Below are 26,559 nucleotides of genomic sequence, written 5' to 3'. Positions count from 1 at the left end.
TCCACGGCGGCTGCTCGCCCCTTCTCACGTGCAGGCTAACAACCCATCAGACACCAACATTCCAAGGTAAGTTGCAGCATTCTGTTAGGAGTTCTTAGTGCAGAGAAGCAGCATCCTCTTCAAAGTCTGGGTCCTCGACCACTGGGCAGCCGCAGAGTTCGGCACCACCTCCTACCGCCGCGTCATCGGCTACCACTACGACGAAATGGGCCGCGCCGAGAAGGACAGCAAGATCCAGCGCGACCACAACACCAAGGCCGGGCGCACCATCTGCGAGCCGCACTACCCGCTGATCCTGGCCCGCATGGACCGGGCCGCCGTCGAGGCCTACGTCTACGAACAGCTCGGCGAGAAGATCAAAAAGTCCTACTGTTCGCAGTGCCCCGTCAGCGGGGTCTGCGCCTCCCGCGACCGGCACGAAGAGCGGCTGCGCGAACACCCGCACGTCGCCGCCGAGGTCCTCCGCATGGAGTTCGTCTCGCAGGCCCTCAACGAGCACATGTCGCTCTACGGCCTCGCTGGCTCGCTCTACCAGCGGCTCGCCGAGGACGGCCGCAACAACGCCGTCCTGACCACCTTCGAAACCGCCCTGGACCAGGCCGAGTACGCCGTCTACGAGATCCGCCGCATGACCTTCATCGGCCGGACCAAGGACTGCCGCACCCACCACGGGAACAAGTGCACCCGCCCCAAGTGGTGGTGCCAGCAGGAGCGCACCGCCCGCTGCCGGCGCAACCACCCCCAGGGCGCCTATGCCGACTACGAGACGGGGGAGCCCATCAAGCACGCGCCCTGGTGCTCCGGCCCCGACGGCTGCCGCGGCAAGGTCAAGAAAGGCCAGTCCTGGCGCTCCCTGCGCACCATGTGGGTCGGCGACCGGTTCACCGCCGAGATGCTCGTGCGCCGCTACGCGTCGAAGAACGCGGACGTCAAGCTCACCATCGGCGAGCACTCCACATCCGCCGCGCCCACTACCTGCTGTCCACCGACGGCCTGACCTGCGCCGAAGCCTTCCTCGTCGCCGCACCCGTCGGCGTCGTCGACAAGCAGCGGAAATCCTTCGAGACCCGTTGGCGAGACGTCACCGGCCGGACGGGCAGCGTCTTCCGGCCCGTGAGGGAGCTGCCCAAGCCCGCCCCCAAGCGGAAGAAGGGGGCACCAATCCCGATCCGCCGGGCCATCGGCACCACCGACGTCACGCTCACCGCGTGATCCTGGTCGGATCGCGGCCGCATCCCCGAGACACCTGCCCCGGGGATGCGGCCGCCGGCATGCGGAGCACACCCGCTTGGCCGAGGAAGCCTGACTATCAGGGGCCAGAGATCCAGGCGCCACAAGCAACCTGGCCGCTGGTCATTCCTTCGATACACACCCGAAGGTAATGGATGCCGTCGTTGTAGTACTCAGCCTGAGTGTTGTTGAGGGACCAAGGAAGCGTCAGCAGGCCGCCGTTGGTGACGTTGGTCTGCTGGAGAGTAACCCAGCAGGCGCCGTCGACGTGCCCGAGCGCATAGTGGTTACTCGTAGCGATCAGTCGCCCGTTGCAGCCGTTGGCTGACAGGGCCCCGGTTCCCGTGTCCGCGAATGCGTTGGTCGCGGACACGGCGAGTGCGCTTGCAGCACCCGCTGCTATTATTGCTGCCTTAAAGCATTTTTTGACTCCCACTGCGATCCTTTCGTCGAAATTTCGCGAGATTATCATACTTCGGTTGGTATCGCGTCAATGGCGCGCCGCCGGGTGGCAGTCGTGCCATGGCCCTGACTGTGTACAACGAGGGCATAGCCGCTGGCGCCACGGGCCGCCGCCAGGAATCTCTCTGTTCCACTTTCTCGGCCGGCGGCGTCTGCAGGGCGGGCGATCGGCTCACGACTGGCCGTAGTGCTGTCAACCGGCCCTCGGAAACTCACCCCGTCTCCCCGGCCTTCGGGTCAGTGCCATGCGGTGCAGACGTACGTGTGGAAGTCGGTGATGCATGCACGGGTCACGTACGGGGGCCCGTCATAGAGCCCGCCATCGATTTCACCCGTCCACTCACTCGTGTTGTAGACCGGGTCTATCCAGCCTTGCCAGGTAGCACCCCCGTCGGAGGAGCGGTCCATGTAGTAGGCCCAGTTCGAAGCGCCCGAAGTGCCCCACGCCTGGGCATACTCGTGGTGGTCGGCTCCGAGAGTTGTGGCCAGCCTGACCCCACCAGCAGTGCCGGTGACTGCCTGGCAGTAGTACACCCCCACCTCGCCGCAGTTGTTGTAGGCACTGGCCGTGCCAGATGCGGCGACCGCGGTCACCCCTGCCACCACCACTGCCGCAGCCAGGGACACAATTCGGCGTGTCGGGCCATTCTGCAGACGCGCCTTACTGAGGGTTGCAAGCATAATGAGTCTTCCCTTTCCGCGTAGTTTGTTACGTTGACCGCCCCGAATTCCGGGACATTGCTGGACGCACACTCGCACTCTTCGCCTTTGTCGAAGTGGGCTCGGTGCGGCGCTAACCGCATTTCAGGGGTAGTTCCTGAAGCCCACCCGGAAGCAAGCGCGCCCCTCCGAATAGAACGCCCGGGAAATGACGAAGGTCTCCTGATCGCACAGTTACTGGGGGACAGCACGAAGGCTCCCAGGACAGCCGACGATCCTGAATTTCTTCTCTCACTCACCCTCCCTGGAGCCGGGGGAGCCGTGTCAGCCGCAGTGGTGAGCGCCGCTCCAGTAGACGGCGTAGTCGCTGGTGGTCCGGTCGGTCTCGGCATACACCGCGATGCAGTGGCCGGTGCCCGGCACGGTCACCGGTCCCGCGAAGTAGGAGTACAGCGTGCTGTTGTTGGTCGGGTCCTCTTGCGAGGGGAGGTTCCAGCCGCGGCAGGACGGTCTGGGCGCGGGATCGGAGCAGACGCTGAGCTTGACCTTGGTGAGGGTCGGTGTGCCGTAAAGGCTGCCCGTCTTCACATTGACCGCGCAGTTGTTGCCTGTGGACGGGTCGTAGAAGAGGCGCACGTAGCTATACACGGCGCTTCCGGGGGTGGCCACAGCATAGGGCGATCCGCTCACTTCGTTGCCGGGACACCCCCCCCCGCTGGCTGAGGCTGTGTTGGTGGCGGCCGCGGTCACGCCGCCCGTGGCAGCGAGGACGAAGGCTCCCGGTACCGCGAACCGTCTGAAGAAGTTGCGCACTTGGCGACCTCCGGGTCATTCCAGGGTTGAGGGTCAGTAGCAGGAGGCTGGGGACTCGGCGAAGTGGGGCTGGCGACAGGTACCGCTAGTGTCGTAGGGCGAGGGAAGGAGGTCTCATCGATTGCCGCTGCCGTACGACCAGAGGATGTCTGTAGAAGGGCGATTGCAGGCGTCTGATCACTGCCGCCGAGACATCTGCCGCAAGCGATCAACTACAGGAGCGCCAAGGGGACACTGGACAGTGAGGAGCTTGCCCCGGGGGGCGTCCTCGCCCACCCACCCAGGTACGCATTGCTCCCCGTCGACGGGCCTCCGTACTAGCTGAAGACGCCGCGTCCGGGGAGCTGGACGACCCGCCATCGAAGGAGTTGTGAACCGTGCCGTTGAGCGCGGTACCGGTCCACACCAGATCGCCTGAGCACCCGTAACCGCCGTTTCGGCGGCTGGCGCCTTCATGACCGAACCCGTCACCGCGAAGCTCACGATGAGCAGGGCGGTGATCGACTTGCGTTCCGCCTGGTTGTGCGTCGGGTCAACGGAATTCTCCAATCATGTGGTCAGGGGGCGGCTCTGGGCGCTCACCGGAAACTGAAAGTCCCACAGCATCCACGAGATACCGTGAGTTGTGACGACTCTGATCGGCATCGATGCGAGCCTGGCACGAGGCTGGCGGGGGTGTCACAGTGTTTCGGTCCAGCCCGAAACCGACCGGTAGCTTTGGTGGTTACTTAACGGGGACGGCACGGGGGCACACGATGCTGCGGCTTCATTTCACCATTGACGACCTGGCCAACGTCGCGCTCAGTGACACGCTGCCCACCATGAGCGAGGCCGTGCTGGCCCTGCAGATGCTGGCCCGTACCGATCAGCAGTTACGTTTCGCGCCGTGGCGTGCGAGCCTGCGCGGGCGGATTCCGGCCACGGTGCGCCCGCTCCGGGACCTCATACCGGCCGGCGGCTGGATCCCGGACTTCCTCACTCCGGTCCTGCGCGGCGGAGGCGATGCCGCCGCCCTGGAGGCCATCCGCGCCACCTCCGTGCGACAGCTCCGCAACGACCTTGCCTGCCTGGGCACTACGTCCCGACTGCCCGGCTGGGTACGCGGACTCGCCGACAGCGACGCCGACGCCATGACCGCCGTCACCAACGCGCTGGACGCCTGGAACCAGGTCGCCATCACCCCACACAAGCCCCGCATCCAAGCCGCTCTGGACGCCCACATCGGCCAAAAAGCCACCCTCTTGACCCGTGGCGGTGTCGGCGCCCTCCTGCGAAACCTGCACCCCGCCGTCACATGGCAACCGCCGGTGCTCACCCTGCCGTCCCCGACCGATGCCGACATCGACCTGGCAGGACGCGGCCTCCTTCTAGCACCGATGCTGTTCTGCGGCCCCCTGCCCCGCCTGCGCCTGGGCAACGACACCGGCGACAGGCCCGTACTGGCCTACCCCCTGCCCTTTGACCCCGACACCGCTCACCCGCTCGTCGCAACCGGAGTACCGGAATCGGCGCACCGTAACTCGCGGGCGCTCGGCAGATTGCTCGGCGGCACCCGCGCCTCCGTCCTACGCGCCATCGCTGCCTGCCCTGGCCTCACCACCGCCGAACTTTCCCACCGTGCCGACATCGCCCTGGCCACTGCCTCCGAGCATGCCAGCGTGCTCCGCGAAGCAGGGCTGATCAACAGCCAACGTGACGGCAACCGGGTCCGCCATTACCCCAGCACCACAGCAGGTGCCCTACTCCGGGATGAGCTTGATCGGGAGTGTAAATCTAACGGCGGATCCGACGATCATGGAGAGACGCCAAGTGACTGATACCGCCGTGGAGTTGGAGACCGTGGAGCCTGTCGAGAGTGCCCAGTCGGGGCAGCCTGTGCCCGCGTCCGACGAGCAGCTCGTCGCGATGCTGGTGGAGCGTGCCCGGTCGGAGGGGCTGCAGCTGACCGGGCAGGGTGGGCTGCTGCAGCAGCTGACCAGGCGGGTGCTGGAGTCCGCCCTGGAGGGCGAGATCACCGATCACGTCGGCTATGACAAGCACGACGCGGCCGGCAGGAACAGCGGCAACAGCCGCAACGGCACCCGGGCCAAGACGGTACTGACCTACGTCGGCCCGGTCGAGGTGAAGGTGCCCCGCGACACCGCCGGCACCTTCGAGCCGCAGATCGTCAAGAAGCGGCAGCGTCGACTGACCGGCGTGGACGAGATGGTGCTTTCCCTGTCCACGAAGGGCCTCACGCACGGGGAGATATCAGCTCATCTGGCCGAGGTGTACGGGGCGGGGGTGTCCAAGCAGACCATCACCACGATCACGGACAAGGTGATGGAGGGCATGGCGGAATGGCAGTCCCGCCCGCTGGACCGCGGGCGGTTTCCATCGGTGGTTGCGACACCGGAAAGGAGTCGGACCTATGCCTCGAGGTGGAGCCAACCGGCTGCCGCTGGCGGTGCCGAAGGAGTACTTCGAGCTGCGTAGAGGTGGCCTGAAAGGGGCAGCTGCTGCCCGCCGGGTGGGCGTATCCACCAGTGCGGGCTCGCTGTGGTTCATCAAGGCTGGACGCATGCTCTTGCCCGACAGACCGGTCGACGACCGATACCTCACCCAGAACGACCGCATCGCGATCGCCGAGGGCCTGCGTGCCGGCCGCACGGCTGCGGTGATCGCCGAGGAAATCGGCCGGCCGTGATCAAGCTGTGGTCCGACGCCTGGGCCGAGATGGTGCCCTTCTTGTCCTTCGACGTCGAGATCCGCAAGGTCATCTGCAGCACGAACGCAATTGAGAGCGTGAACGCCCGGATCCGCAAGGCCGTTCGGGCCCGCGGCCACTTCCCCACAGAGGCCGCCGCGTTGAAGTGCGTCTACATGGCGCTGATGAGCCTGGACCCGACGGGCAAGGGCCGGCGCCGCTGGACGATGCGCTGGAAGGCACCCTGAACGCCTTCCAGATCGCCTTCGATGGCCGCCTGCCCCCTACCGACCAGCGATAACTCAACAACCAAGATCAGCCGTTAAGTTGACACACCCACACCAGGCGGATGGAGAAGTACAGCCCTCGCAGCCGCTGCAACAGCCCGACTGCGGCGTCGCGGTCCTGCACACTCGCTGCGGTCACCGCGACGGCCAGGACCAGGCCCAGGCAGTCCACCACCAGGTGTCGCTTGCGCCCGCCCACCTTCTTCCCGCCGTCCCAGCCGGACGTCGAGCGGGGGATGTTGGCTGCTGCCCGCAGCGACTGCGAGTCCACGACCGCGGCGGTCGGGTCCACCGCGCGGCCTTCCCTGGCCCGGACACGGTCGCGCAACCGGTCGTGGAGTTCGGTGAGCAGACCCTGGATCTGCCAGCGGCGGGCGAAGGCGTGCACACGTTTGAACGGCGGGAAATCGGCAGGCAGGTTGGCCCACTTGACGCCGTTGTCCACGACGTAGCGGACCGCGTCAATCATCTGCCGATGGCAATACCCCTCCGGGCGGCCTCCCCGCCCTTCCAGCCAGGCCGGAACGGGCAGCAAGGCCCGCACGACCTGCCATTCCGCCTCCGGCATGTCGGAGCCGTAGTACGGGGCGCGGTCAGGACCGTCCGCCGCATTGCCGAACCTGTGCGCGAGGCAGTCACACGGCAGAGACGGTGAGTTGGACTCCGCGGGCGCGAGCGCGAAAGACTGCGGCAACAGGGCCTCCCGGAACAGCTCGTTGGCTTCGACAACCCCGAGCTACCGCGAGGCCCTGCCTTCATGCGCCAACCGCACCGCGATCACCCGATCAGGACCCTTGTTCGACCAGACAAAGCCAGTTGATCGGTAAGCGGATGGCTTCTCAGACCACCCAATTCCGCTGATTACCCAGGGTCAGTTGAACTCACCTGGTGAGACGAACCCTGTCTCGTAGGCGATCACGACAGCCTGGGCCCGGTCGCGAAGGGAGAGCTTGGCAAAGATCCGGGCCACGTGGGTCTTCACCGTGGCCTCGCTCAGGGTCAGTGTCTGAGCCAGCTCGGTGTTGGACAGACCACGGCCCATGAGCGTGAGGACCTCGCGCTCGCGTGGCGTCAAGCCGGCCAGGTCGCGGTGGATGGCGAGTGCCCGGGAGGGCTGATGGCGGGGGTCTCCAGAGGCGAAGCGCTCGACCAGCCGGCGGGTGATCGAGGGCGCGAGCAGCGCGTCGCCGGTGTCGACGAGGCGTACGGCGGCGGCGAGGTGGGCGGGGGTAACGTCCTTGAGCAGGAAGCCGCTGGCACCGGCAGCGAGGGCGGCGTAGACATAGTGGTCGAGGTCGAAGGTGGTGAGCATGATCACCCGGCAGTGGGGGGTGTGGCGCATCACCAGTCGGGCGGCCTGCAGGCCATCCATGGTGGGCATCCGGATGTCCATGAGTACGACGTCCGGTTGGAGCGTGCGCACGGCCGTCACCGCTTCGGCGCCGTCTGCGGCCTCGGCGACGACATCGATCCCGCGGGCGGTGAGAATCAGCCGGAATCCGGTGCGGACGAGTTCCTGGTCGTCGGCGATCACTACGCGTGGAGCGGGTTCTGTGGGCGTCATGGGCGGTTCAGGGGGATGCGGGCGCGGACCCGGTAGCCGCCTCCCAGGCGTCTGCGGGCGTCGAAATCGCCGCCGTAGAGCGTGGCTCGTTCACGCAGTCCGAGCAGGCCACGGCCTGCCCCGTCCGCTGCGGGCGGCTGGTCCGTGGCGTTGTCGGGCGCGTGGCTCATGCCGGACAGTACGCTCGGCCCGGTGTTGAGTACCTCCACCCGCAGATAGTGGTCCGCGTATCGGATCGTGACCTCCGCCTTTACTCCGTCGCCGTGCTTGAGCGCGTTGGTCAGGGCTTCCTGGATGATGCGGTAGGCGGTCGTGTCGATCCCGGCCGGCAGCGGGCGGGGCTCGCCCAGGATCCGCACCTCGACCCGGAGGCCGGCGAATGCGAATGTGTCGATGAGGGGGCTCAGCCGGCTCAGGCTCGGTTGCGGCGACAGGTCCGGTTCGTCGTCCTGGCCGTCGGGCGAGGGCGCGAGCAGGCCGAGGAGGTGCCGCAGCTCGGTCATGGCGCTGCGGCCGGCGTCCTCGACGGCCTGCATCGCGGTCTGGGCCTGGTCGGGCATCGCGGCCTGCACCTCGCGGGCGGCGCTGGCCTGGACCACCATGAGGCTCACGTTGTGGCTGACGATGTCGTGCAGCTCCCGGGCGATGCGGGCGCGTTCGGCGTGAACCGCGCTCCGTGTCGCGCTCTCGCGTTCCCGTTCCAGAAGCCAGCCGCGTTCTGCCAGGGTGGCCCGGTGCAGCCGGCGCATCCTGGCGAGGGCGATGCCAAGGCAGGCCGCGGTGGCACAGGCCCCCACGGCAGCGATCACCATGCCCGTCTCGAAACCCGACACGCCCATACCCTCGCAGGTCGGGCCGACTTGCGCATCAGCCCCTGGTTGAAGCCTCGTACATCTACGGGATGACGGACCGTGCCGGATACATCCTGGGCATGAGGCCCGATCCGGGACGCGACTTCTAGCTTCACTTCATGACTACTGATCACGGCACGCAAGCGCAGGTCATCGTGCGGCTTGACGGCGTGCACAAGGAGTACGGCGAAACCAAAGCCCTGGACGGCGTATCACTGGAGATCCGCGCCGGCGAGGCGGTCGCCGTGATGGGGCCCTCCGGGTGCGGCAAGTCGACCCTGCTGAACATGGTGGCAGGGCTGGACCGCCCGACCGCGGGCACGGTCGAGGTGCGCGGCCAGGGCCTGGGGAAGTTGAACGAGACCGGACTCGCGCTGTTCCGGCGCCACCACGTCGGCATGATCTTCCAGTTCTTCAACCTGATCGACGACCTGCCCGCGCTGGACAACGTGGCGATGGCCGCGCAGCTGACGGGGACGTCCGCGCGGCAAGCGCGCCGACGGGCACTGGAGCTGCTGGACGAGTTGGGTGTTGCGGAGCGCAAGGACATGTATCCGGCTGTGCTGAGTGGTGGAGAGCGACAACGGGTGGCCGTGGCACGGGCGTTGATGAACCGCCCGGCACTGCTGCTGGCGGACGAGCCGACCGGAGCGCTTGACAGCCGGTCGGGGGAACAGGTGATGGATCTGCTGATCGACCTGAACCAGATAGGCCAGACGCTGCTCATGGTGACGCATGACCCGCATCTGGCCACACGCTGCGCCAGCCGCCTCGTCGAGCTCGCGGACGGAAAGGTGGCCCGCGAGAGCAGCCTGGAGCGGACCGCATGAGCGCGGTGTGGCGGGCCTCGCGCGGGGCCGTGAAAAGACGCAGGATGCAGACGTTCGTGATCGGGCTGGTGGTGCTGTGCTCAACCACAGCGGTGCTATTCGCACTGGGAGTGCTGAATGCAGCGTCGGCTCCGTTCGACCGGGTCTTCGCCCAGCAGCACGGCGCCCACGTCACGGCCACTTTCAAATCCGCGCAGGTGCCGGATGCGCAGTTGGCCCGGACCACCGAGCGCCCGGGGGTGCAGGCCGCCGCGGGCCCCTATGACGAGGCGGTGCTGCGCTTCTCGAAGGACTTCCTGGGGAATCCGCCGGGCACCTTGACCGTGGTGGGCCGCTCCAGCCCCTCCGGACCGGTGGACGACCTCACGCTCCGAGCCGGGCACTGGGCTACAGCCCCCGGCGAAATCGTCGTCGCCGAGTCCGCCAGTGGGAAGTCCAGCGGTGGGCATTCCCTCCTGGGTACCGTGCTCCGAGCAGAGGGGGCCCCGCCGCTGACCGTGGTCGGCATCGCGACCAGCATCAGCCAGTCCGCGGGCGCCTGGGTCACTCCCGCGCAGATGGCGGCGCTGCACCCGACCTCCGCGCAGATGCTCTACCGTTTCACCTCCTCCGCCACGGACGCGGAGCTGCGCGCCGGGCTGGCGAAGGCCACCGCCGGACTTCCGGCGGACGCGCTGATGTCCAGCCAGTCGTACCTCACCCTCAAGCAGGCCTTCTCCTCCATGGCCGACTCCTACCTGCCGCTGATCACGCTGTTCGGGGTGCTCAGCCTGGTCGTCTCCGTCCTGATCACCGTCAATGTGGTCAGCGGGGCGGTCGTCTCCGGCTGCCGGCACATCGGCGTGCTCAAAGCCGTGGGGTTCACTCCCCACCAGGTGGCCGCGGTCTACCTGGCCATGGTGTCCGTGCCCGCTGCCGCCGGCAGCATCCTGGGGACGGTGCTCGGCAGCGCGCTGGCGCAACCGATGCTCGGGGTCGTCTTCCACGGTGTGATGACCTACGGCGCCACACCACGGATCAGCACGTGGGTCCCTGTGGTCAGCCTGCTGGGCATGCCCGTCTTCGTCGCTCTCGCCGCGCTGGTCCCCGCCCTGCGCGCGCACCGACTGCCCGCTGCCGAGGCGATCAGCGCGGGCAGCGCCCCGCGTACCGGGCGGGGGCTGCGCGTCCAGCGCTGGCTCGGCGGAACCCGGCTGCCGCGGCCGGTCAGCCTGGGCCTGGGCCAGCCTTTCGCCCGGCCCGGCCGGACCCTGATGACCATGGCGGCTATCGTGCTCGGGGTCGCCGCGGTGACCGCGACGACCGGCCTGAGCAGCACCATGGTTGCCTACGAGGACGCTGGACACAGTGGCACCCGGATCGACGTGCTGGCGGGATCGGCCGCGGCCGGCCAGACGGTTCCGAGACTCAGCGACGCTAAGGACGAGGCGCTGCTGCGTTCCCTCCCCGGCGCGAAAGCGGTGGCCGTCAACGCCTCGCTGCGACTGACCATTGTCGGCTTCCCGCAGACCAGCACCGGCTTCTTCTTCCGGGGAGAGCATCCGGCCGCCGCGTACCAGCTGGTGAAGGGGCACTGGATGAACGGTCCTGGCCAGGCGGTGGTCGGTCCAATGTTCCTGGCGCAGCACGGTCTGGCAATGGGCGACCGGATCACCCTGCAGACGGACGTCGGGAAGGCGCCGGTGACCATCGTCGGCGAGACCGTCGACGGTGACGCCCGCGGCCTGAACGTCTCCTGGCAGTCCCTGGCCCGGTTGGCCCCCGACCGGCGCGCGGACGCCTACACGGTCACGCTCGCCTCCTGCACCGACGCCCAGGCCTACATGAAGGCAGTCAAAACCGGCGACCCGGGTCTGCACCCTTCGAAGGAGAGCACCAGCAACACCGCGACCACCGCCGTCGTCAGCTTCTCCTCGCTGTTCACCGTGTTGCTGAGCGTCATCGCGGCGCTGGGAGTCTTCAACACCGTCCTGCTCAACATCCGCGAACGCCGCCGCGACCTGGGCATGCTCAAGTCGATCGGGATGACACCGCGCCAGGTGATCGCCATGACGCTGACCTCCGTGGCCGGCCTGGGCGTGGTCAGCGCTCTGATCGGCGTCCCCTTCGGGATCGCCGCCCACCGGCTGATCGTCGACAATGTCGTAGCCGTCGTGTTCAACAAGTCCATGAAGGACGTCTGGCACCTGCCCCAGCTGGCCGGCCTGGTCCTGGCCGGCGTTGCCATCGCCGTCCTCGGCGCACTCGTCCCCGCACGCTCAGCGGCCCGGCTCACCGTCGCCGAGGTGTTGCACAACGAGTGAACCGCGACGCACCATCCTGGCCACTCGTGACTCCTCCCCCGGCTGAGGCCCGTGCGGGCCGTGTAGTCGGCCGCACGGCGCGGGCCAGAAAAGAACGCCACGGGGACGGCGAAACGTCGACATCGAGAACAAGATCACGTGGGCGCTACCGCTTTCGCCGAGGACGAGTAGGCGCAGTCGGCGACCACCGCCCGGCAGCCAAAGCCCGCCTCCTTCCCGCGGGCCGCGAGAGCAGCGGACAGCTGCGGTTCGTACGGAAGGCCGGATCGGAGCGGCCACGGGCGAAGTGGTGGGCGGGGGTGTAAGGAGTCGCGGTGCAGGGGGTAGTACACGCGGCCGTCGGTCCACACCGTGGTGACGGTGACGATGCCGTTGTCGGTCTAGCCCAGCCGGCCCAGCCACTGCCGGCCCACATGCGCGGTGGCCGTGCCGTCCTTGCGGTCCCCGGAGTCGTCGATCTCGATGACCCCGCCGTCGTGCGGAGCCGTCGCCGGCTCCTCGCGCAGCAGCTCAAGCCGCCGGTCGTTGACCAGCTCGGCCTCCCAGGGCGACTCGGACAGGAAGAACTGCAGCCGCTGCACCCCCGGCATCCACCCGCCACCGGCTCCGCCCCTGCCAGGCAGGTGATCGTCTTGTTCCGCTCCCGCGGCGCCAGCAGCCCGGTCAGGTACTCGCGAAACCCTCGCTGCTGGGCCAGGCTGAAGAAGAGGTCGTCGAACCGGGCCGCGTACTCCTCCAACGGCCCCGGCGCAGGCGGACACGGACGGCGAGCAGTCATCTTCAGCCCCCAGCAAGCCAGTTGACTCCTATCACCGGCCTACGACCAACCCGATTCGCCGTCAACCCATGCCACCGCCGGATCTAACGAACTACCGGTAGGTGGCGAGGGAGATAGCGGCGTAGTGCGCGGTGAACGCTGCCACGGTCAGGGCATGGAAGACCTCGTGATAGCCGAACCAGCGGGGTGAGGGGTCGGGCCGCTGCAGAGCGTAGACGACCGCGCCGGCGCTGTACAGGAGACCGCCGACCACGATCAGGACGACTACGGCTGCTCCGCCGGTGCGCAGGAAGTCGGGCAGATAGCTCACCGGCGCCCACCCCAGCGCGAGATAGCACGGGGTGTACAGCCAGCGCGGAGCTCCGACCCACAGGACCCGGAACGCGATGCCGGCCAGCGCTCCCGTCCAGACGATCCACAGCAACAGGGACCGCTGCTCGGACGGGAGGAGGAGCACGGCCAGGGGGGTGCAGGTGCCTGCGATGATCAGGAAGATGTTGGCGTGGTCAAGGCGTCGCAGAAGAGCCTCGCCGAGCGGTCCCCAGGTGCCCCGGTGGTAGATGGCGCTTGTCGCAAACAGGAGCCAGGCGGTCACCGAGTACACGGCGCACGCCAGGACCGCCTGCGGAGTACCGGCCAGGCAGATGAGTACGACGCCCGCGATCAGTGCGGCGGGGACCATTCCGGCATGGAGCCAGCCACGCAACCTCGGCTTGACCGGTTCGGCCAGGTCGGCCACCCGCTCCACCAGAGCAGCAACCGAGTGAGCCCCTTTCCCCGTCTGGTCGCCTGGTGATTCGTCGGGTAGCCCGTCTCCACGGCCCTGTCCGCGCACTGACACGACGTGACCAGATTCAACCTCAGCGGCGTCGCGGGACGCAGCTTCTCGTCCTGCCCCGGGCTCCGGGGCGTCACTGGCAACCATGCGATCATGCTAGGCAACCTCACCCGGACACATCGCGGGAGGTCGGTCCAGAACGGAGCCACGTCGCCGGATCTGGGCCGGTTCGCCACCGTGGGAACTCCTGCCCCCTTGGCCTACCGCCAATTGGGCCTGCCGAAGCCGAGTAGAACGGCTGGTCCTGGGAACGATCAGGGCTTACGAACGGGCATCTCCGCTCGCCTACGCGCAAGGATCGCCGATGCTTCCTAAGGTCCGCCCCTACGTATCCACCGCGCTCGCAGACCAGTTGGAACACCAACTGGACCTGGCTCCGCATCTTGAGGCGGGCCAGCTCGATGTGGAGGGCGTCGCAGGCGTCGCAGTGGTCGCAGCCGCCCACTCCGATGGATATGCGGCCACCGGCCATCTCCTCGGGCTGCTGGCCGCGCTGCCTGCCCCCACCGCGGCAGGAGAGCGCTTCTGGTCGGACCTGTGGAGGTCTTCGGGCACCGCGTACCTGCTGCCCGTCAACATCAAGGATCCGGTGCTGCGTTCGCTGGCGGGAGAGGGAACCGCCCTGGCCCGGCAGATCCTCTCGGCCGTCGATGAGATGACCCCGCCCCAGCGCTGCGCGGCCGCCGAGGTGATCGGTCAGGCCCTCGTCGAGTCCGACCATCTGCCCGACCTCAAGACACAGGTCATCGGAGAACTGTGGCTGCGAGATCTTGAGCTCACCGCCTGGCGCGTCCTGCACGCAGACCGCAGGTCGGACGATCCGGCTGGACGGAAAGCCTTCCTCGACGCCTGGACGAGTGTCTGAACGTCGGCTCCTCCAAGCTGCACCGAAGCCGCGCCAGACATGCGGCTCCCGCGCCCGACGACGCTTGCAGCGACCGAGGTCAGAAAGGTTCAAGCCGAAGTGGCAGCGGCCCCGGGCCTCCACAGATCAGGGGCCGCGCAGCCATTGCTGCGCGGCCCCTGACCCTGCACCGGCCCGGCGCGACAGCAGGCAGGGCCTGCACGGGCTGCGGCCACTTGACGCGGCGTGCGCAACCTCTCGGGCAGGTCTGCGAGGTCAGACCAGGTTGATGTTCTCGGCCTGCGGGCCCTTCTGGCCCTGGGTGACGTCGAACGTCACGGCCTGGCCCTCCTGGAGCTCACGAAAGCCGGTGGAGTTGATCGCGGAGTAGTGCGCGAAGACATCCGGGCCGCCGCCGTCCTGGGCGATGAAGCCGAAGCCCTTCTCCGCGTTGAACCACTTCACTGTTCCCGTTGCCATGACTTATGCCTTCCAGTCGATGAACGCCTCCCACTCCCTGTGGCAGACGGAGGTGATCGTCCTGGTTCCTGCGGCACAGCACAGCAAAACGCCCACACCAAAGGCGCGGGCAGGGAATTCCGAACCACGACAGCTGACACAGACGCTACACGTCCGCACACCGCGTCACCACTGGAATTGATCACACCGCACACGAGATCGTGCGTGCGGTGCCCGCCGACGCTGACGGGCACGCTCATCTCATGCTGCTGCCGTCGGGTTCGCTGATTCGGCGGCGCGGCGGTATTCGGCGTTGAGGCGCTGGGCTTCCTCGAGCTGGTCTTCGAGGATGACGATCCGGCAGGCGGCCTCGATGGGGGTCCCGTGGTCGACGAGTTCCCGGGCACGGGCGGCGATGCGCAACTGGTAGCGGGAGTAGCGGCGGTGGCCGCCTTCGGAGCGCAGGGGGCTGATCAGGCGGGCTTCGCCCAAGGCGCGGAGGAAGGCAGGGGTAGTGCTGAGCAACTCGGCGGCCCGGCCCATGCTGTAGGCAGGGTAGTCGTCGTCATCGAGACGGCCGAAGGTGTCGTCTGCTGTCATTGCACCTCTCTGTGGAACACGCGGAGGGGCCCTGGCGCCGTACTGGCACCAGGGCCCCGAAGGAACTACTACACCATCTGCCGGCCCTGATACTGCACCGGCCCTCTGCTTCCGCAGTCCCGACCGAGACACTGTCGGGGACGCGGGGATCGCGGTTGCGTGACCGGAGACCACCTCACTATCGATGTCCTGCGGTACCCGGGTCCAAGACTTCCGCCCGGGCGATCCTGATGGCGCTCGGCTCCTCCGTTCTTCCCTCTTGATCAACTACTCACTGACGGAAACTGCGAATTGCTGGTACTGCGAACCTCTGGTGGCCTCGAACAGCGCCACTCTTCGGCAGCCAGCCCCATCGCCCGTCGTGCGTCTGCTCTGGCTTGGAACCCCACTGCCGAACCTCCCGGTGCGCGCGCCCGCAGCCGACGCCTTCACCGAGGTACTGCTCACTGACTTCACTGCTGGGTACTGCGAACTTGCACTTACGGGTACTGCCACTGCGGTACTGCTCATGGCGGCCCCTGATCACTGCGGGCCACCCGGTCCGGTCGTCAGTCCCGTCGCCGTCCTGCAACCGCTCTGGCTTCGGAACTCCACCACCGCACCGTCCTGCGAACTGCGGTACTGCTGGCCGGCAGTTCATCTCTGCCGGGCCTCTCTCGATCTCGGCTACGAGAGAAACCATAACCACACCGCAACCGAATGTCTACTCTGGCCGACATAGATTTCTGTGCGCTCGAAGACGAGGTAATCCGCCTCGACCGGTCCACGGCTGGCCCAAGCAGCTCCGAGGCTCCGTCCGGCGCAGGGATTCACTCCCCCGCCGCGCAGGCACGTCGGGCTGAGCGTGACCTCGCAGGATCTGCTGGCATTGCGCAGGACACGCAGTTGATGTCCGTCCCCCGCGGTCTTCTGCGACCCTCGCAGGGCCCGCTGCCAACCGGCAGCGGGCCGTCCGCCGTACTGCGACCGCCGGTCAACCGCTCCGGGGATGGGAGATCTGCGGCTTCATGTTAGGCAGCGCCGAGGACGGCGCGGGCCTGTGGGTCGGGGTCTCGTACAGGGCTGTGTGCGGTGCGGTGCTGCTCACCCCGCTGGTCTTCGCCACCGCCGCCCGCTGGCGTTCCGAGGGCGAAAAGGGCCGTGATCCTAACGGTTCCTTGACGTTCCGCTGTCGTGCCAAAGCCGGGCAGAGGACCTCACCGAGCACAATCTCGCCCGAGCTCGGATCCGCGAGGAGCACCTGCTTGAGGTCGAGACCGGCTACCGGAGCGGGAGCCGGTTCTGGGCCCGGCCGGACGAACCGCGGCCCGCGTTCGATCCCGCATGGACCACGTTGACGGAGCGGCGGCTGGCCAAGGTCGCCGAGCTGAATGACCTCCACGGCCGCGAGGCGAAGCAGCTGGGCCTGGAGCGAATCAGCGTCCGCACGCTGAAGCGGATGTCCGCGCAGCACTCCGAGCACGGGGTCGCCGGGCTTGCCGACGGCCGGTGGACCCGCGCGCGGTCTGGGCACCGTTCCATCACGCCGGAAGTGGAGGAGGCGATCGTGGCGGTGCACGCGGAGTCACTGCACCGCTCAAGGATGAGCATGACCTCGAAGGAGCGGCTGATCCACCAGTACGTGCGCGAGCGCTTTTCCGACCGCGAGGTCCAAGTTCCGCACCGCACGACCCTGTCGAAGGTGTGGCGGGAGTGGTTCGGGCCGGGCGGAGGCCGCCAGCGGTACGTCCGTTCGGCGGCCGCGGCCGCCGCGGCGTGGCGGCCTGAGGCCACGGTGCATGTCAGCAGGCCGGGGCCGGTGGCGGTCCTCGATACGACGCCGTTGCCGGTGAAGGTGCTGGACGATGTCTTCGCCGAGCCGATCGCGGTGCACCTGACGATTGCGCTGGACGCCTGCACCCACTCGATCGTCGCGTTCCGGCTCACGCCGGTGGCGGAGTCGGCGGTGGAGGTGGCGATGCTGCTGCGGGATGTGCTACTGCCGCTGCCGATGGGGCCGGACTGGGGGCCGGAGACGGAATGGTCCTACCCCGGCGCCCCGGCGGCCCTGGTGGCCGAGCTGGCCGGGCACCCTGTCGCCGGGCTGCCGTTCTTTGCTCCCGAGACGGTGACCAGCGACCATGGCGCCGTCTACAAGAGCCACCACTTCGTTCAAGCCGCGGCAACGCTCGGGATCGATCTGCTGCCGGCCCGGGCGATGCGACCGCCGGATAAGGCCGCCCGCGCGCGGGCCTTCGCCGGGATCCAGTCGCTGCTGCTGGAGCTCCTCCTGGGCTACCGCGGTATCGACATCGCCGACCGCGGCTGCGATCCAGAGAGCGACGCAACTTGGACGCTATCGGAGAGGGAGCACCTGCTGGCCACGTGGATCGTGAAGGTCTTTACCGACCGTGGTTTGTGTTGTTCGTGATGTCCGTTCGAGCCTGTGGCGTGAACGTCATGGGCTTGTTTACCGACCGGGTTCAGGACGTTCGTCATGTTCTGGAGTCGGTACGGAGGACGAGTGGTACGGCACCTTGTGGTCGGGGACTTGAAAGTCCAGCGGATCGAGCGGAAGAGCAGATGGAGGTCATGGACCATCGTCTGGCCGGAGGGCACGCTCCACGTCGAGGCGGACGGGTTCCTGCGCGTCCATGACGGCTCGGGCACACAGAAGACCTACGCGTACTACCTGGTGGACCACCTGCGATGGCTTGAGCGCGAATGCCTGACCTTCGACACGGTCCAACTGCGCGACCTGGAAAGGTACACGGGCATCGTCGGCGCCGAGGTCCGTATACCGCTCGGGGAGCCGTGGCGGGTGGGCAAGCGCCCCTACGGACGGTCCGCGCTGTCGACCGCGGCGTCCTGCCTGAAGGGCTTCTACCTGCACCAAGCCTCCCTCGGCGTCAACGTGGGCCTCGGTGAGAAGCTCGACGGCACGCGGCTGCCGTCGCGAGTGGACCGGCGCCGCTCGCTCCTCGGGCATGTGAAGTCCGCGATGCCGGCGAACCCGCTCGCGCCGAAGGGACCGCACCGCCGGCACCCGAAGATGCTGCCCGACGGCGCGAGGGAAAAGTTGCTGGCGACAGTGAACTCGGCCCGGGACCGGATGGTGGTGACCTGGCTGGCCGACGGTGGCCTGCGAATCGGCGAGCTCTGCGGGCTGCACCTGGTCGACCTGCACCTGCGCGAGAACGCGGCCTGCGGCGAGTGCCGCGCCCCTCACCTGCACGTCTGTCACCGGCCCGGTAACCCGAACCGGGCCGAGGCCAAGACCAAACACTCCTGGCGGGTCGACCACGGCACGGTTACCGGTGGACTGATCAAGCGGGTCAGTCCGGCAATGGTGCACTCCTACGTCGAGTACCTCACCAGCGAGTACCCGCCCGAAGCCGGACACGGCATGCTTCTGGTCCAGTTGCACGGCGCCTGCGTCGGACAGCCGTGGGCGCCGGTCGGGGCCCGGCGGATGCTCGGCCGGGCCGGGAAACGCATCGGGCTCGGGCTGGTGAAACCCCATGCTTTCCGGCATTCGTTCACTTCCGCGGTCCTCGACGCCGCCGACGGCAACCTGCTGATAGCCCGGGATGCTGGCGGCTGGGCCTCGGCCGCCACCGTCGACGAGGTCTACGGACACGTCGACATCCACGACCCCGCCTTCGACTCCGCTCTGCGCGCGGTCTGGGGTGAGACGCGGTGACCGAGACAGCTCTGACCCCGGTGCGGGACTCCCGGAAAAACGGGACCGATTCGAGATCATGACCGCGCTGGTCAACTCACCGTCCTTCGATCCAGTGTTCCGCTCGGAGATCGTCGAGATCCCACCGGACCACCCTGTCTACCGATGGATCTGCCTGGTCACCGACTGCGAGCGGCCGAGGGCGGCCGGGGAGATCTCTGCGGCGCCCACGAGGTTGCATGGCGGCGGCTGCGCGCCGAGCGGTCCCGGGCGGACTTCCTGCGCACCGCCGACCTGGTCGGGCACGGCGAGGAACTGCGCGAGCGACCGTGCCGACTCTGCCCCGAGCGGCCGTCACGCCAGTTGACCTTGGAGTTGTGTCACCACCACCAGTTCAGCTGGTATCACTACCGCGACCGACACGGAGACGCCGGCGACTTCGACACCTGGCTGGCCAAGCATCTGCCCCGGCCCGGATATGGACGCTGCAAAGCCGTGGTCTGCCCTGAACTGGCGGAATCGCCCCTGGGTTCTGCTATCGGCACCACCGGCGCTATCGCAGAGAGGGACGGCCGGGCGGGCCCGTGCTGCCAGCGCAGTGGGGCAACCGCTACGAGCGAGTCGGTTCGCCAGTGCCGGTCGCCTACGACAACGAAGCGGACTTCCGGCGGTGGTGCTCAAGGACAGCACCAACATCCCGACCCGGTCAGATCAACCTGCGTGGCCTACACCCGCTCCTGAGAGCCGAGATCCAGTGGGGACTGTTCGTCCACGCCCGTGGATCGGGCAGACGCTGGGAACTCACCCAGATCCAGAGCCTGGCGGACTACTGCCGCCACCACGGATTTCACTCACTCGCCGACCTGACTTCCGGCAGCCTGGACCCAGACGAGGAAGGTAGTCGGCTGACGACAGCCGGCCGGGACGCCGCCTACCTCGCCCGGACCCTCATCGACCTGCTCACCCCGCTCTATGTGACGCCCGAGCAGACCCCCGAGCAGGGCTACCTCAACACCGAGCACTTCGGCCGCGGGCTGAACAACCGGTCGCCACGCATCGACCTGACCCCGATATCTCAGCGATGGCTCCGCGACCTGGCCTGGGATCATTTCGCCGCGATACTGCGATCCCCGAGCTGCCCGCGCTCAGGCCACACCTTCGACGGCACCCGGCGAGCCTGCACCGAACTCAGCGCCTTCCTGGAGATCCACGCCCCCGGCGGCGGTCACGACCCAAGGCTGCTTCGGCCGCACCACGTCCACGACTTCGCCGCCGACCAACGACTCCGCGAACTGGACGGACTGCCGTCCCTGGGAGTGAAAGGCCTGCACGGCAAACCGTCCATCGTGACCGCCTACACCCGCCAGATGGTCTTCACCCGCACCCGGCGAATCCTCCTGGAAGCCCTGGAATCCGGCGAAGCCGAACGGCTCGGCCTCGACCGGGGTTTCGTCACCGCCATGCCCTCTCCGGGCAGGATCGTCACCCGGACACGGACCCCCTTCTCCGACGACGTCGCCCGAGCCCTTGCCGCGGAGACGAACCTGCAGACGCTCGCCGCCTGCCACGACCCGGCCGACCGCGGACTCCGCGACGCCTGGGAGACCATCATCGTCACCGGACGACGCTGCAGCGATGTGATCAAACTGCGTCTGGACTGCCTGGGCCGCTACGGCGGGCTCCCCATGCTCTGGCACGACCAGACGAAGGTCGGCAACTACGACGCCGCGATCCGCATTCCTGAGCAGCTCCACCAGCGGCTGGAAGCGCGACAGCGCAAGACTCTGGCGTTGTTCACCACTCGCCACAACCGCCCGCCGACCCCGGAGGAACGCGCTCATCTGCCGCTGTTCCCCAGCAACCAGCGAAACAGCGACAGCCGTCGGCCCCTGTCCTACCAGTGGTTCCACCGGGGCTTCAAAGCATGGATCAACGATCTCGACATCGGCCGGTGGGTGCCCCACCAAGCGCGGCACTCGCTGGCCACCAGCCTGCTGCGAGCCGGAGGGAGCCTGACCCACATCCGCCGCTACCTCGGTCAGGTCTCCGAGTGGATGGCCGAGCACTACGTCCATCTCGCACCGTCCGACCTGGAGAGCGTGCTCCAGCACGTCTGGGTGGCCGGCCTCGGCGCCGCCAGCCCCGGCGAAATCCTCACCGACGACCTCACCGCGCTCACCCGAGAGCGTGCCATGGCCCTCGCGATCGGCCTTGGTCGCCGCAGCACCCCTGCCGAGGGCGGCTTCTGCACCTTCCAGCCCGTCGTCGACGGCGACGACTGCCCCTGGAGCCTCAACTGTCACTCCTGCCACAAGTTCGTTCTGTCCGGCGCCGACCTGCTCTATTGGCGTCGCAAGCGTGAGCAGTGGCGGCTGCTGGCCGAGGGTGCCCCGGACGACGCCACCGCCGACTACCTCCACCGCTACTTCGAGCCGACCGCCCGCGCCATCGACGGCCTAGAGAAGGCCCTGGCCGGACTTGGCCTTCTTGACGAAGCCCTCGCCCTGGACCTGCGCAAACCCCAGGACTACTTCCACCGCGTGTGGTCCACCGCCTTCCGCGCCGCCGACCTCCTCGACGCGGGAGCTGGGGAGGAAAGCGAGTACAGCGATACGTGCACAGCCGAGGGCACCGACCCCGAACAGGACGTCGCATGAACACCGTCCCCGAACCCCGAACTGCCGCTGCCCTGGCAGCCCGCCGCAGCAGGACCGACGCGGCCCTCCTGCGGGTCCACGAGTCCGTTGCCCGGCTCCAGCGGGAGAAGGCCCAGGTCAGCGTCGCTGCTGTCGCCCGGCGGGCGAACGTCTCACGCACCTTCCTCTAAGACAACTCCGAGGCCCGGTCCGCCATCGCCGCAGCGATGGCCGAGGCGGGTGACCGCCGGACCTGCACGCTCACCACACAGGACAACGAGCGCGAGGCAACCTGGCGCGAGCGCGCGCTGAACGCCGAGGACGCGCTCAAGGCCGCCCAGGTCGAGATCCTCACCCAGCGCACCCGCATCGGTGAACTCCTCGGCCAGATAAGGGACTTGCAAGCCGAGTGGACTGAGGAGGCTATCCAGCGGATCACCACCGAGAACACCACCCTCAAGCAAAGGGTCCGCCAGTTGACCGCTGACAACCGCACCCTCGACGAGCGACTCAAAGCCGCCCGCTCCAACCTCCGCTTCCAGGACCGGCGCATCGCCGACCTCGAATCCCAGATCGCCGACCCGGGATCAGCAACGTGATCCGTCCCATAGACCAGTTGTGACCAGAAGTGCGATACGGCCCTGCCGGCCATCGGCCGGCAGGGCCGTATTGCGAGGGGAAATCCGAGAGTCAGTTGAGGATCCGCGATGCCCGCGCCTTCGGTCCCGCCAAAAAACCGTGTGCTTGCGACAGGAAGCGCCCCTACTCTCCCGGCATGGATCTCCGCGAAGAACTGCCAAGCGACCGAGACAACGTGCGTCATGTCCACCTGCAGGCGTTCGGTGACCACGGGACCGTAGTGGCCGATCTGGTGGACACTCTGCGTGACACCGGCACTCCTGACAGCGGCCTCTCGCTTGTCGCCGAGCATGCAGGACAGGTCGTCGGACACATCATGTTCACCCGCAGTCTGCTCGATGCCCCGCGGCGGCTGGTCGAGGTGCAGGTGCTCAGCCCGTTGGCCGTGGCCCCCGAGCACCAAAGGCAAGGCGTCGGCTCAGCCCTCGTCCGAGGCGGGCTCAAGACCCTGGCCGAGCAGGCAGTCCCGCTCATCTTCTTGGAGGGCGATCCGGGCTACTACCCCCGCTTCGGCTTCGCGCCTGGTGGCGATCTGGGCTTCCGCAAACCATCCCTGCGCATCCCCGACGCCGCCTTCCAGGCCATCAGGCTTCCGAAGTACGAGCCGTGGATGACGGGGACGCTGGTCTACTCGGAGCCGTTCTGGCGGCATGACGCAGTCGGCCTCCGCGACCCCAACGCATAGCAGCCCCATGCAGGTGGACTAGCGCTCCCATGCGGCCAGCGGATGAGCTACAGCAACGAGCCCACCTCGCCGTCACGGACATGTAGTCTATGAATCGCCGCAGTTCAGGGCCAGTATTCGAGCTCCTACGGTCGGTAAAAGGTCTGGCAGCACCGCCCCCACGAGGGCCTGCGCCACCCGGTCCTGCCCAAAACGGCGCTGGCCCCGAACGAAATGTGGGGCGCGCTGCTGGGCGCGTGCGGATACGTGCCGTGGCCCCTGACCGGCGCCGACTACCTGGAACTACTGCCGGTGCGCTTCCATCCCGTCACCGGCCGCGGCATCCGCATCAACCACCGCACCTACGACCACACCCTGCTCAACGAGCACCGCGGACGGCCCTCACCCACCAGCCCCGGCGGCAAGTGGGAGATTCACCTCAACCCGCACGACGTACGCCAGATCTACATCCGCCTGCCCGACAGCCAGCTGCACGAGATCCCGTGGATCCACCGCGACCAGGTCCACGCCCCCACGAGCGAAACCACCTGGCGTCACATCCGCACCACCCTCGAGCGGCGCGCAGACCGCGAGGCACACGAAGCAGCCCTCGCCGAGGCCGCCGACCAAATCCTGCGCCGCACCCGCCCCCTGCCCCGCCACCCCCGCCACGGCGGCAAACCGGCCCGCGACACCGGCCGGAGCGGCGGGCCCACAGACAACGGATGACCACGGCGAGGCCGACGACAGTCTCGATGCCATCGAAGCCCATGCCCCGGACACTGACGGCCACCCCGGCGAGGCACCGAACTCTCCCCGCCAGCGGGCCGATTCGCGCTCTATGACGCCTTCGAGGAGGCCGAACACTGGTGACCAGCCACGATGCCGCGCCCGCCGTCAAGGAGACGTCCCCCGGAACGGTCACCACGTTCGACGCCTTCGCCCGGTTCGCCACCACCGCACCGCCCACGCCGCCGCAACCGGACCAGCCACCACGCCCCGCGGAGGAACGCCTGGCCTACCACTCACAGTTCGTCACCGTGCGCACCCCGGCCATCGAAACCCTCTCGCGCAGTGTGCGCACCCTGATGATCCTCGGCCGCCACCAGCAGGTGACCGCCCGCCCGTCCCTGATCGTCACCGGCCCCGCCACCACCGGCAAAACGACCGCGCTGCTCGAAGTCGGCCGCACCTGCCACCTCGCCCACACCCGCCGCGCCGCCCCGGGCGACGACAGCGTGCCCGTCGCCTACGTGCTGGTGCCGCCCGGCGCCAAGACACCGGCCGGGGAGTTCGCCCGCTACCTCGGCATCCCCACAACCACCCGCATGACCACCACGCAGATCACGACCGCCGTCTGCCACACCTACACCGCGGCCAGGGTCAAGCTCGTACTGATCGACGAGATCCACCGGCTCAACCCCCGCACCTCCAGCGGCGCGGAGGCCGCCGACTGGCTCAAAGACCGAACTGGGCTGGGCCGACTTCCAAGTCCGCTCCGACCGCGCCATCCGCCGCCACCAGACCCTGGTCAACTGCGCCTTCTCCTTCTGCTGGGACCAATGGTTCGCCCCACCCGGACCCCTGAATGCCACCGCGCCAGATCCATGTCCCGAGGAGGGGCCAGAGAGGGGGCCCAGACCAACCACACCGGCCCCAACAGCCTTGCTGGCCCAGGGCGTTACGGGCCATCCGTTCCTGGCTCACCCCCGCCGTCACCCTCAACCGGTGGTGGCGAGCCTGGACGGACACGGACCCACCCTCCGAGCTCCAGGCCCTGATCGACGCGGTCACCACCGGACACGGTCTTGATCTCTACCGCCGGATTTAACGAACCACCGGTAGTTCGGGGCAGCTGCTGTCTGAGAAGCAGAAAGCTCGACCCGCGAGGGAAGAATCTCCCTGCTTCAGCTGGGGGAGAAGTCAAGAAGGAGACGATCAGCTGGGAGGCTGCGCCTTCGGAGACGCGGAGGCGGCGGTGACCGCTGTCAACGGATGCGGGGCTGGTTTCGTCAGTTCGACGTTGAACTGGGCACCGATCAAGAGGGCCAGGTTGGACAGCCACAGCCAGATGAGGAAGACCACCACGCCCGCCAGAGATCCGTACAGGCGGTAGTAGGTGCTCACGTGCCTGGCGTAGACGGTGAAGCCGAGGGAGACGGTCAGCAGAAGCACGATCGCCAGACCGCCGCCCGGTGCCATTTTTTGTATCGGGCGCGAAGAAGCAGGACCTGAGCGGTAGAGCACCAGGACCAGGGCGACCGCCACCGCGGTCAGCACGGGCCAGCGCAGCGTGTCCCACGCCGTCTGGGGCATGGTGCCAAGGTTGAGTGCCCGGCCCAGGCGTCTGGCCAGGCTGCCGCTCAACAACAGCGCGAGGGTGGTGGTGAGCAGCAGGCTGATCAGTACCATCGCGGTGATGATGATGCGTGGGGCAGTGCGCCACACCGGCCGGTGTGCATTGGCGTGGTGGATCGCATGCATAGCCCTGCGGAAGACGCTCAGATAGCTGCAGCCCGACCACAGCGCCCCTACGGCGCCGAAGAAGAGCAGCAGCCACGCTGCGGATGCCTGTCCGGCCATCTGCTGAAGAGCCCTGCGTAGCAACTCGCGCGAGGTGTCAGGGACGACCCCCGTCACCCGGTCGATCACCTCGGGGGTCGTCGTGGGCATGGTCAGCCCCAGAACCGAAAGGATCACCAGCAGGACGGGGAACAGGGCGAGGACTGCGTAGTAGGTCAGGGCTGCGGCCCAGTCCGTAACGTCATCGTTCCAGACGGCCACCGGGGTGCGGCACAGCGCCGCCCTCCACCCGTGCTTACGATCGTCACTGTCATCCATGATCGTGTGCTCCCCCTCACTAGCTCACCGGGCACACCGTTGGTAGCCGCCTCGCTGGCCGCTGCCGTGTGGCTCGGCGTCGACCCGGGGCTGCGCGAAAGGCGGGCCGCAGCCCGATGAGCCTTGACCCGCCCTCGTCAGGATGCGGCTCAGTCCCTGAAGACGTCCTTCACCGCGTCCTTGGTCTTCTCACCGGCCTGCTTGACGTCGCCTTCGACCTGATCGGCCTTGCCTTCTGCTTGCAGGCGTTCGTTGCCGACAGCCTTGCCGACGGCTTCCTTCGCCTTGCCCTTGATCTTGTTGGCGGCGTTGTCGGCCTTGTCCTCAGTGCTCATAGGAACCGTCCTCTCAGGCCCGCGCTCGTCGCGGTCCCAGCACCTCTACCCGCGCCGCCTCCCGTCATGTCCGATCCGCAGCCGGGCTACCCACGCGGCCTCCCCGCGGCGATGTCCCGGTGACAGGCGCACCGAGCTTGCGGGTCACCTACAGCGCGGCGGGAGCCCGCCAGGACGTGGGTGCAATCCTGCGGGCGGGTCCCTCGGGTACTCCGCCGACCGATCGGCGGGTCGCGCCGCGGCCCGCATAAGGTGCGGGCATGACCGACCCCGCGCCCCTCACCGGTCGCCAGGCCAGCCATCTCGTCACCGCTATCCGGTCACGGCCGGTACCTGGATGATGCGACGGCGGAATTCGAAACCACCGGGGCCGTGCGGCCGAAGCAGGTCTCTCCCCTGCGTCGCGGTGCAGGGCTTGATCAAGTTCCGGAAGCGTGTGAATTACTGTAGCTGCGATTCCCAGGACTCGCTTCGTGGTCTCCTTCAGCTACACCATCGTCTCTCGCGGTCAGCGAACGACGCGGTAGGAGAGGTGGGTCGCCGCCGGGGTCGCTGTCACCTGGGTGCGTTCGAGGGTG

General features: G+C 67.9%; 25 protein-coding genes and 1 pseudogene. 14 read left to right on the top strand and 12 right to left on the bottom strand.

Annotated features, from left to right (window positions below; all coding sequences use genetic code 11):
• The first annotated feature begins 97 nt into the window (after positions 1 to 97).
• Entirely contained in the window at positions 98 to 997 is a 900-nt protein-coding gene (locus ACIRVK_RS42335) for a hypothetical protein (protein WP_404256977.1), read from the top strand.
• Positions 998 to 1,309: 312 nt separating this feature from the next.
• Here ACIRVK_RS42335 and ACIRVK_RS42330 read toward each other — a convergent pair whose 3' ends face one another.
• From ACIRVK_RS42330 to ACIRVK_RS42320, 3 genes are all read right to left on the bottom strand, one after another.
• Positions 1,310 to 1,603: a hypothetical protein gene (locus tag ACIRVK_RS42330; protein ID WP_404256975.1), complete on the bottom strand. Its 294-nt coding sequence runs from the start codon at positions 1,601 to 1,603 to the stop codon at positions 1,310 to 1,312.
• Between the two features lie 326 nt (positions 1,604 to 1,929).
• Positions 1,930 to 2,286, bottom strand: a complete 357-nt coding sequence (locus tag ACIRVK_RS42325) for a hypothetical protein (RefSeq protein ID WP_404256973.1) — start codon at positions 2,284 to 2,286, stop codon at positions 1,930 to 1,932.
• Positions 2,287 to 2,676: 390 nt separating this feature from the next.
• The gene (locus ACIRVK_RS42320) at positions 2,677 to 3,000 is read right to left on the bottom strand and encodes a hypothetical protein (RefSeq protein ID WP_404256971.1); all 324 of its coding nucleotides are present in this window, start codon (positions 2,998 to 3,000) and stop codon (positions 2,677 to 2,679) included.
• Between the two features lie 920 nt (positions 3,001 to 3,920).
• Here ACIRVK_RS42320 and ACIRVK_RS42315 point away from each other — a divergent pair.
• Both ACIRVK_RS42315 and ACIRVK_RS42310 read left to right on the top strand, forming a co-directional pair.
• On the top strand, positions 3,921 to 4,982 hold the full coding sequence (locus ACIRVK_RS42315) for a helix-turn-helix domain-containing protein (RefSeq protein ID WP_404256969.1): 1,062 nt from the start codon (positions 3,921 to 3,923) through the stop codon (positions 4,980 to 4,982).
• Positions 4,960 to 6,152 (top strand): annotated as a pseudogene (locus tag ACIRVK_RS42310) (transposase). The gene ACIRVK_RS42315 and the pseudogene ACIRVK_RS42310 overlap by 23 nt, the downstream one beginning before the upstream one ends.
• A 14-nt stretch (positions 6,153 to 6,166) precedes the next feature.
• On the opposite strand, the gene ACIRVK_RS42305 reads toward ACIRVK_RS42310, so the two are convergent.
• The 3 genes from ACIRVK_RS42305 to ACIRVK_RS42295 form a co-directional block, all read right to left on the bottom strand.
• Positions 6,167 to 6,706: an IS5 family transposase gene (locus ACIRVK_RS42305; RefSeq protein WP_404256967.1), complete on the bottom strand. Its 540-nt coding sequence runs from the start codon at positions 6,704 to 6,706 to the stop codon at positions 6,167 to 6,169.
• A 303-nt stretch (positions 6,707 to 7,009) separates the two neighbouring features.
• Positions 7,010 to 7,702, bottom strand: a complete 693-nt coding sequence (locus tag ACIRVK_RS42300) for a response regulator (protein WP_404256965.1) — start codon at positions 7,700 to 7,702, stop codon at positions 7,010 to 7,012.
• The gene (locus ACIRVK_RS42295; protein WP_404256963.1) at positions 7,699 to 8,535 is read right to left on the bottom strand and encodes a sensor histidine kinase; all 837 of its coding nucleotides are present in this window, start codon (positions 8,533 to 8,535) and stop codon (positions 7,699 to 7,701) included. Before ACIRVK_RS42295 ends, ACIRVK_RS42300 begins: the two co-directional genes overlap by 4 nt.
• 137 nt (positions 8,536 to 8,672) lie before the next feature.
• Here ACIRVK_RS42295 and ACIRVK_RS42290 point away from each other — a divergent pair, with 137 nt between their 5' ends.
• Together ACIRVK_RS42290 and ACIRVK_RS42285 are read left to right on the top strand one after the other, a co-directional pair.
• On the top strand, positions 8,673 to 9,383 hold the full coding sequence (locus ACIRVK_RS42290; RefSeq protein WP_404256961.1) for an ABC transporter ATP-binding protein: 711 nt from the start codon (positions 8,673 to 8,675) through the stop codon (positions 9,381 to 9,383).
• Positions 9,384 to 9,493: 110 nt separating this feature from the next.
• A complete protein-coding gene (locus tag ACIRVK_RS42285) occupies positions 9,494 to 11,686 on the top strand; it encodes an FtsX-like permease family protein (protein ID WP_404256959.1) in 2,193 nt (730 codons plus the stop codon).
• Between the two features lie 380 nt (positions 11,687 to 12,066).
• On the opposite strand, the gene ACIRVK_RS42280 is transcribed toward ACIRVK_RS42285, so the two are convergent.
• Both ACIRVK_RS42280 and ACIRVK_RS42275 read right to left on the bottom strand, forming a co-directional pair.
• The gene (locus ACIRVK_RS42280; protein WP_404256957.1) at positions 12,067 to 12,276 is read right to left on the bottom strand and encodes a transposase; all 210 of its coding nucleotides are present in this window, start codon (positions 12,274 to 12,276) and stop codon (positions 12,067 to 12,069) included.
• A 279-nt stretch (positions 12,277 to 12,555) separates the two neighbouring features.
• Positions 12,556 to 13,389, bottom strand: a complete 834-nt coding sequence (locus tag ACIRVK_RS42275; RefSeq protein WP_404256955.1) for a hemolysin III family protein — start codon at positions 13,387 to 13,389, stop codon at positions 12,556 to 12,558.
• A gap of 217 nt (positions 13,390 to 13,606) precedes the next feature.
• Here ACIRVK_RS42275 and ACIRVK_RS42270 point away from each other — a divergent pair, with 217 nt between their 5' ends.
• Positions 13,607 to 14,167 carry a hypothetical protein gene (locus ACIRVK_RS42270; protein ID WP_404256953.1) on the top strand — a complete coding sequence of 187 codons (561 nt, stop codon included), beginning with the start codon at positions 13,607 to 13,609 and terminating at the stop codon, positions 14,165 to 14,167.
• Positions 14,168 to 14,422: 255 nt separating this feature from the next.
• Here the strand turns inward: ACIRVK_RS42270 and ACIRVK_RS42265 are convergent, their stop codons facing one another.
• Complete coding sequence (locus ACIRVK_RS42265; RefSeq protein ID WP_055495910.1) at positions 14,423 to 14,626, bottom strand: cold-shock protein; 204 nt, start codon at positions 14,624 to 14,626, stop codon at positions 14,423 to 14,425.
• Between the two features lie 240 nt (positions 14,627 to 14,866).
• Entirely contained in the window at positions 14,867 to 15,205 is a 339-nt protein-coding gene (locus ACIRVK_RS42260; RefSeq protein ID WP_404256951.1) for a MerR family transcriptional regulator, read from the bottom strand.
• 1,333 nt (positions 15,206 to 16,538) lie between these two features.
• Here ACIRVK_RS42260 and ACIRVK_RS42255 point away from each other — a divergent pair.
• From ACIRVK_RS42255 to ACIRVK_RS42220, 8 genes are all read left to right on the top strand, one after another.
• On the top strand, positions 16,539 to 17,615 hold the full coding sequence (locus ACIRVK_RS42255; protein ID WP_404256949.1) for a hypothetical protein: 1,077 nt from the start codon (positions 16,539 to 16,541) through the stop codon (positions 17,613 to 17,615).
• A 120-nt stretch (positions 17,616 to 17,735) separates the two neighbouring features.
• On the top strand, positions 17,736 to 18,887 hold the full coding sequence (locus ACIRVK_RS42250; protein ID WP_404256947.1) for a tyrosine-type recombinase/integrase: 1,152 nt from the start codon (positions 17,736 to 17,738) through the stop codon (positions 18,885 to 18,887).
• A 563-nt stretch (positions 18,888 to 19,450) separates the two neighbouring features.
• The gene (locus tag ACIRVK_RS42245) at positions 19,451 to 21,523 is read left to right on the top strand and encodes a tyrosine-type recombinase/integrase (RefSeq protein ID WP_404256945.1); all 2,073 of its coding nucleotides are present in this window, start codon (positions 19,451 to 19,453) and stop codon (positions 21,521 to 21,523) included.
• The gene (locus ACIRVK_RS42240) at positions 21,520 to 21,693 is read left to right on the top strand and encodes a hypothetical protein (RefSeq protein WP_404256944.1); all 174 of its coding nucleotides are present in this window, start codon (positions 21,520 to 21,522) and stop codon (positions 21,691 to 21,693) included. Before ACIRVK_RS42245 ends, ACIRVK_RS42240 begins: the two co-directional genes overlap by 4 nt.
• A 36-nt stretch (positions 21,694 to 21,729) precedes the next feature.
• Complete coding sequence (locus ACIRVK_RS42235) at positions 21,730 to 22,101, top strand: hypothetical protein (protein ID WP_404256942.1); 372 nt, start codon at positions 21,730 to 21,732, stop codon at positions 22,099 to 22,101.
• Positions 22,102 to 22,277: 176 nt separating this feature from the next.
• A complete protein-coding gene (locus ACIRVK_RS42230; RefSeq protein WP_404256940.1) occupies positions 22,278 to 22,826 on the top strand; it encodes a GNAT family N-acetyltransferase in 549 nt (182 codons plus the stop codon).
• 246 nt (positions 22,827 to 23,072) lie between these two features.
• Complete coding sequence (locus ACIRVK_RS42225) at positions 23,073 to 23,534, top strand: hypothetical protein (RefSeq protein WP_404256938.1); 462 nt, start codon at positions 23,073 to 23,075, stop codon at positions 23,532 to 23,534.
• Positions 23,535 to 23,674: 140 nt separating this feature from the next.
• Positions 23,675 to 24,586 (top strand): TniB family NTP-binding protein, encoded by a 912-nt coding sequence (locus ACIRVK_RS42220; RefSeq protein ID WP_404256936.1) that lies wholly within the window; start codon positions 23,675 to 23,677, stop codon positions 24,584 to 24,586.
• Between the two features lie 157 nt (positions 24,587 to 24,743).
• On the opposite strand, the gene ACIRVK_RS42215 is transcribed toward ACIRVK_RS42220, so the two are convergent.
• Both ACIRVK_RS42215 and ACIRVK_RS42210 read right to left on the bottom strand, forming a co-directional pair.
• Positions 24,744 to 25,646 carry a YihY/virulence factor BrkB family protein gene (locus tag ACIRVK_RS42215; protein WP_404256934.1) on the bottom strand — a complete coding sequence of 301 codons (903 nt, stop codon included), beginning with the start codon at positions 25,644 to 25,646 and terminating at the stop codon, positions 24,744 to 24,746.
• A gap of 149 nt (positions 25,647 to 25,795) precedes the next feature.
• Positions 25,796 to 25,981 carry a CsbD family protein gene (locus tag ACIRVK_RS42210; RefSeq protein WP_404256932.1) on the bottom strand — a complete coding sequence of 62 codons (186 nt, stop codon included), beginning with the start codon at positions 25,979 to 25,981 and terminating at the stop codon, positions 25,796 to 25,798.
• Positions 25,982 to 26,559 lie beyond the last annotated feature (578 nt).

The organism is Streptomyces sp. NPDC101152, assembly GCF_044768275.1.
Classification (GTDB): Bacteria; Actinomycetota; Actinomycetes; order Streptomycetales; family Streptomycetaceae; genus Streptomyces.
Note: the sequence above shows the minus strand (reverse complement) of the source record. Positions and strands in the feature narration are given on the sequence as shown.

Coding starts and splice junctions, on each gene's coding strand:
- ACIRVK_RS42315 (WP_404256969.1), top strand. CDS start 3,921: ATGCTGCGGCTTCATTTCACCATTGACGACCTGGCCAACGTCGCGCTC.
- ACIRVK_RS42305 (WP_404256967.1), bottom strand. CDS start 6,706: ATGCCGGAGGCGGAATGGCAGGTCGTGCGGGCCTTGCTGCCCGTTCCG.
- ACIRVK_RS42300 (WP_404256965.1), bottom strand. CDS start 7,702: ATGACGCCCACAGAACCCGCTCCACGCGTAGTGATCGCCGACGACCAG.
- ACIRVK_RS42290 (WP_404256961.1), top strand. CDS start 8,673: ATGACTACTGATCACGGCACGCAAGCGCAGGTCATCGTGCGGCTTGAC.
- ACIRVK_RS42280 (WP_404256957.1), bottom strand. CDS start 12,276: ATGCCGGGGGTGCAGCGGCTGCAGTTCTTCCTGTCCGAGTCGCCCTGG.
- ACIRVK_RS42275 (WP_404256955.1), bottom strand. CDS start 13,389: ATGGTTGCCAGTGACGCCCCGGAGCCCGGGGCAGGACGAGAAGCTGCG.
- ACIRVK_RS42270 (WP_404256953.1), top strand. CDS start 13,607: ATGCTTCCTAAGGTCCGCCCCTACGTATCCACCGCGCTCGCAGACCAG.
- ACIRVK_RS42265 (WP_055495910.1), bottom strand. CDS start 14,626: ATGGCAACGGGAACAGTGAAGTGGTTCAACGCGGAGAAGGGCTTCGGC.
- ACIRVK_RS42260 (WP_404256951.1), bottom strand. CDS start 15,205: ATGACAGCAGACGACACCTTCGGCCGTCTCGATGACGACGACTACCCT.
- ACIRVK_RS42240 (WP_404256944.1), top strand. CDS start 21,520: ATGAACACCGTCCCCGAACCCCGAACTGCCGCTGCCCTGGCAGCCCGC.
- ACIRVK_RS42235 (WP_404256942.1), top strand. CDS start 21,730: ATGGCCGAGGCGGGTGACCGCCGGACCTGCACGCTCACCACACAGGAC.
- ACIRVK_RS42230 (WP_404256940.1), top strand. CDS start 22,278: ATGGATCTCCGCGAAGAACTGCCAAGCGACCGAGACAACGTGCGTCAT.
- ACIRVK_RS42215 (WP_404256934.1), bottom strand. CDS start 25,646: ATGGATGACAGTGACGATCGTAAGCACGGGTGGAGGGCGGCGCTGTGC.
- ACIRVK_RS42210 (WP_404256932.1), bottom strand. CDS start 25,981: ATGAGCACTGAGGACAAGGCCGACAACGCCGCCAACAAGATCAAGGGC.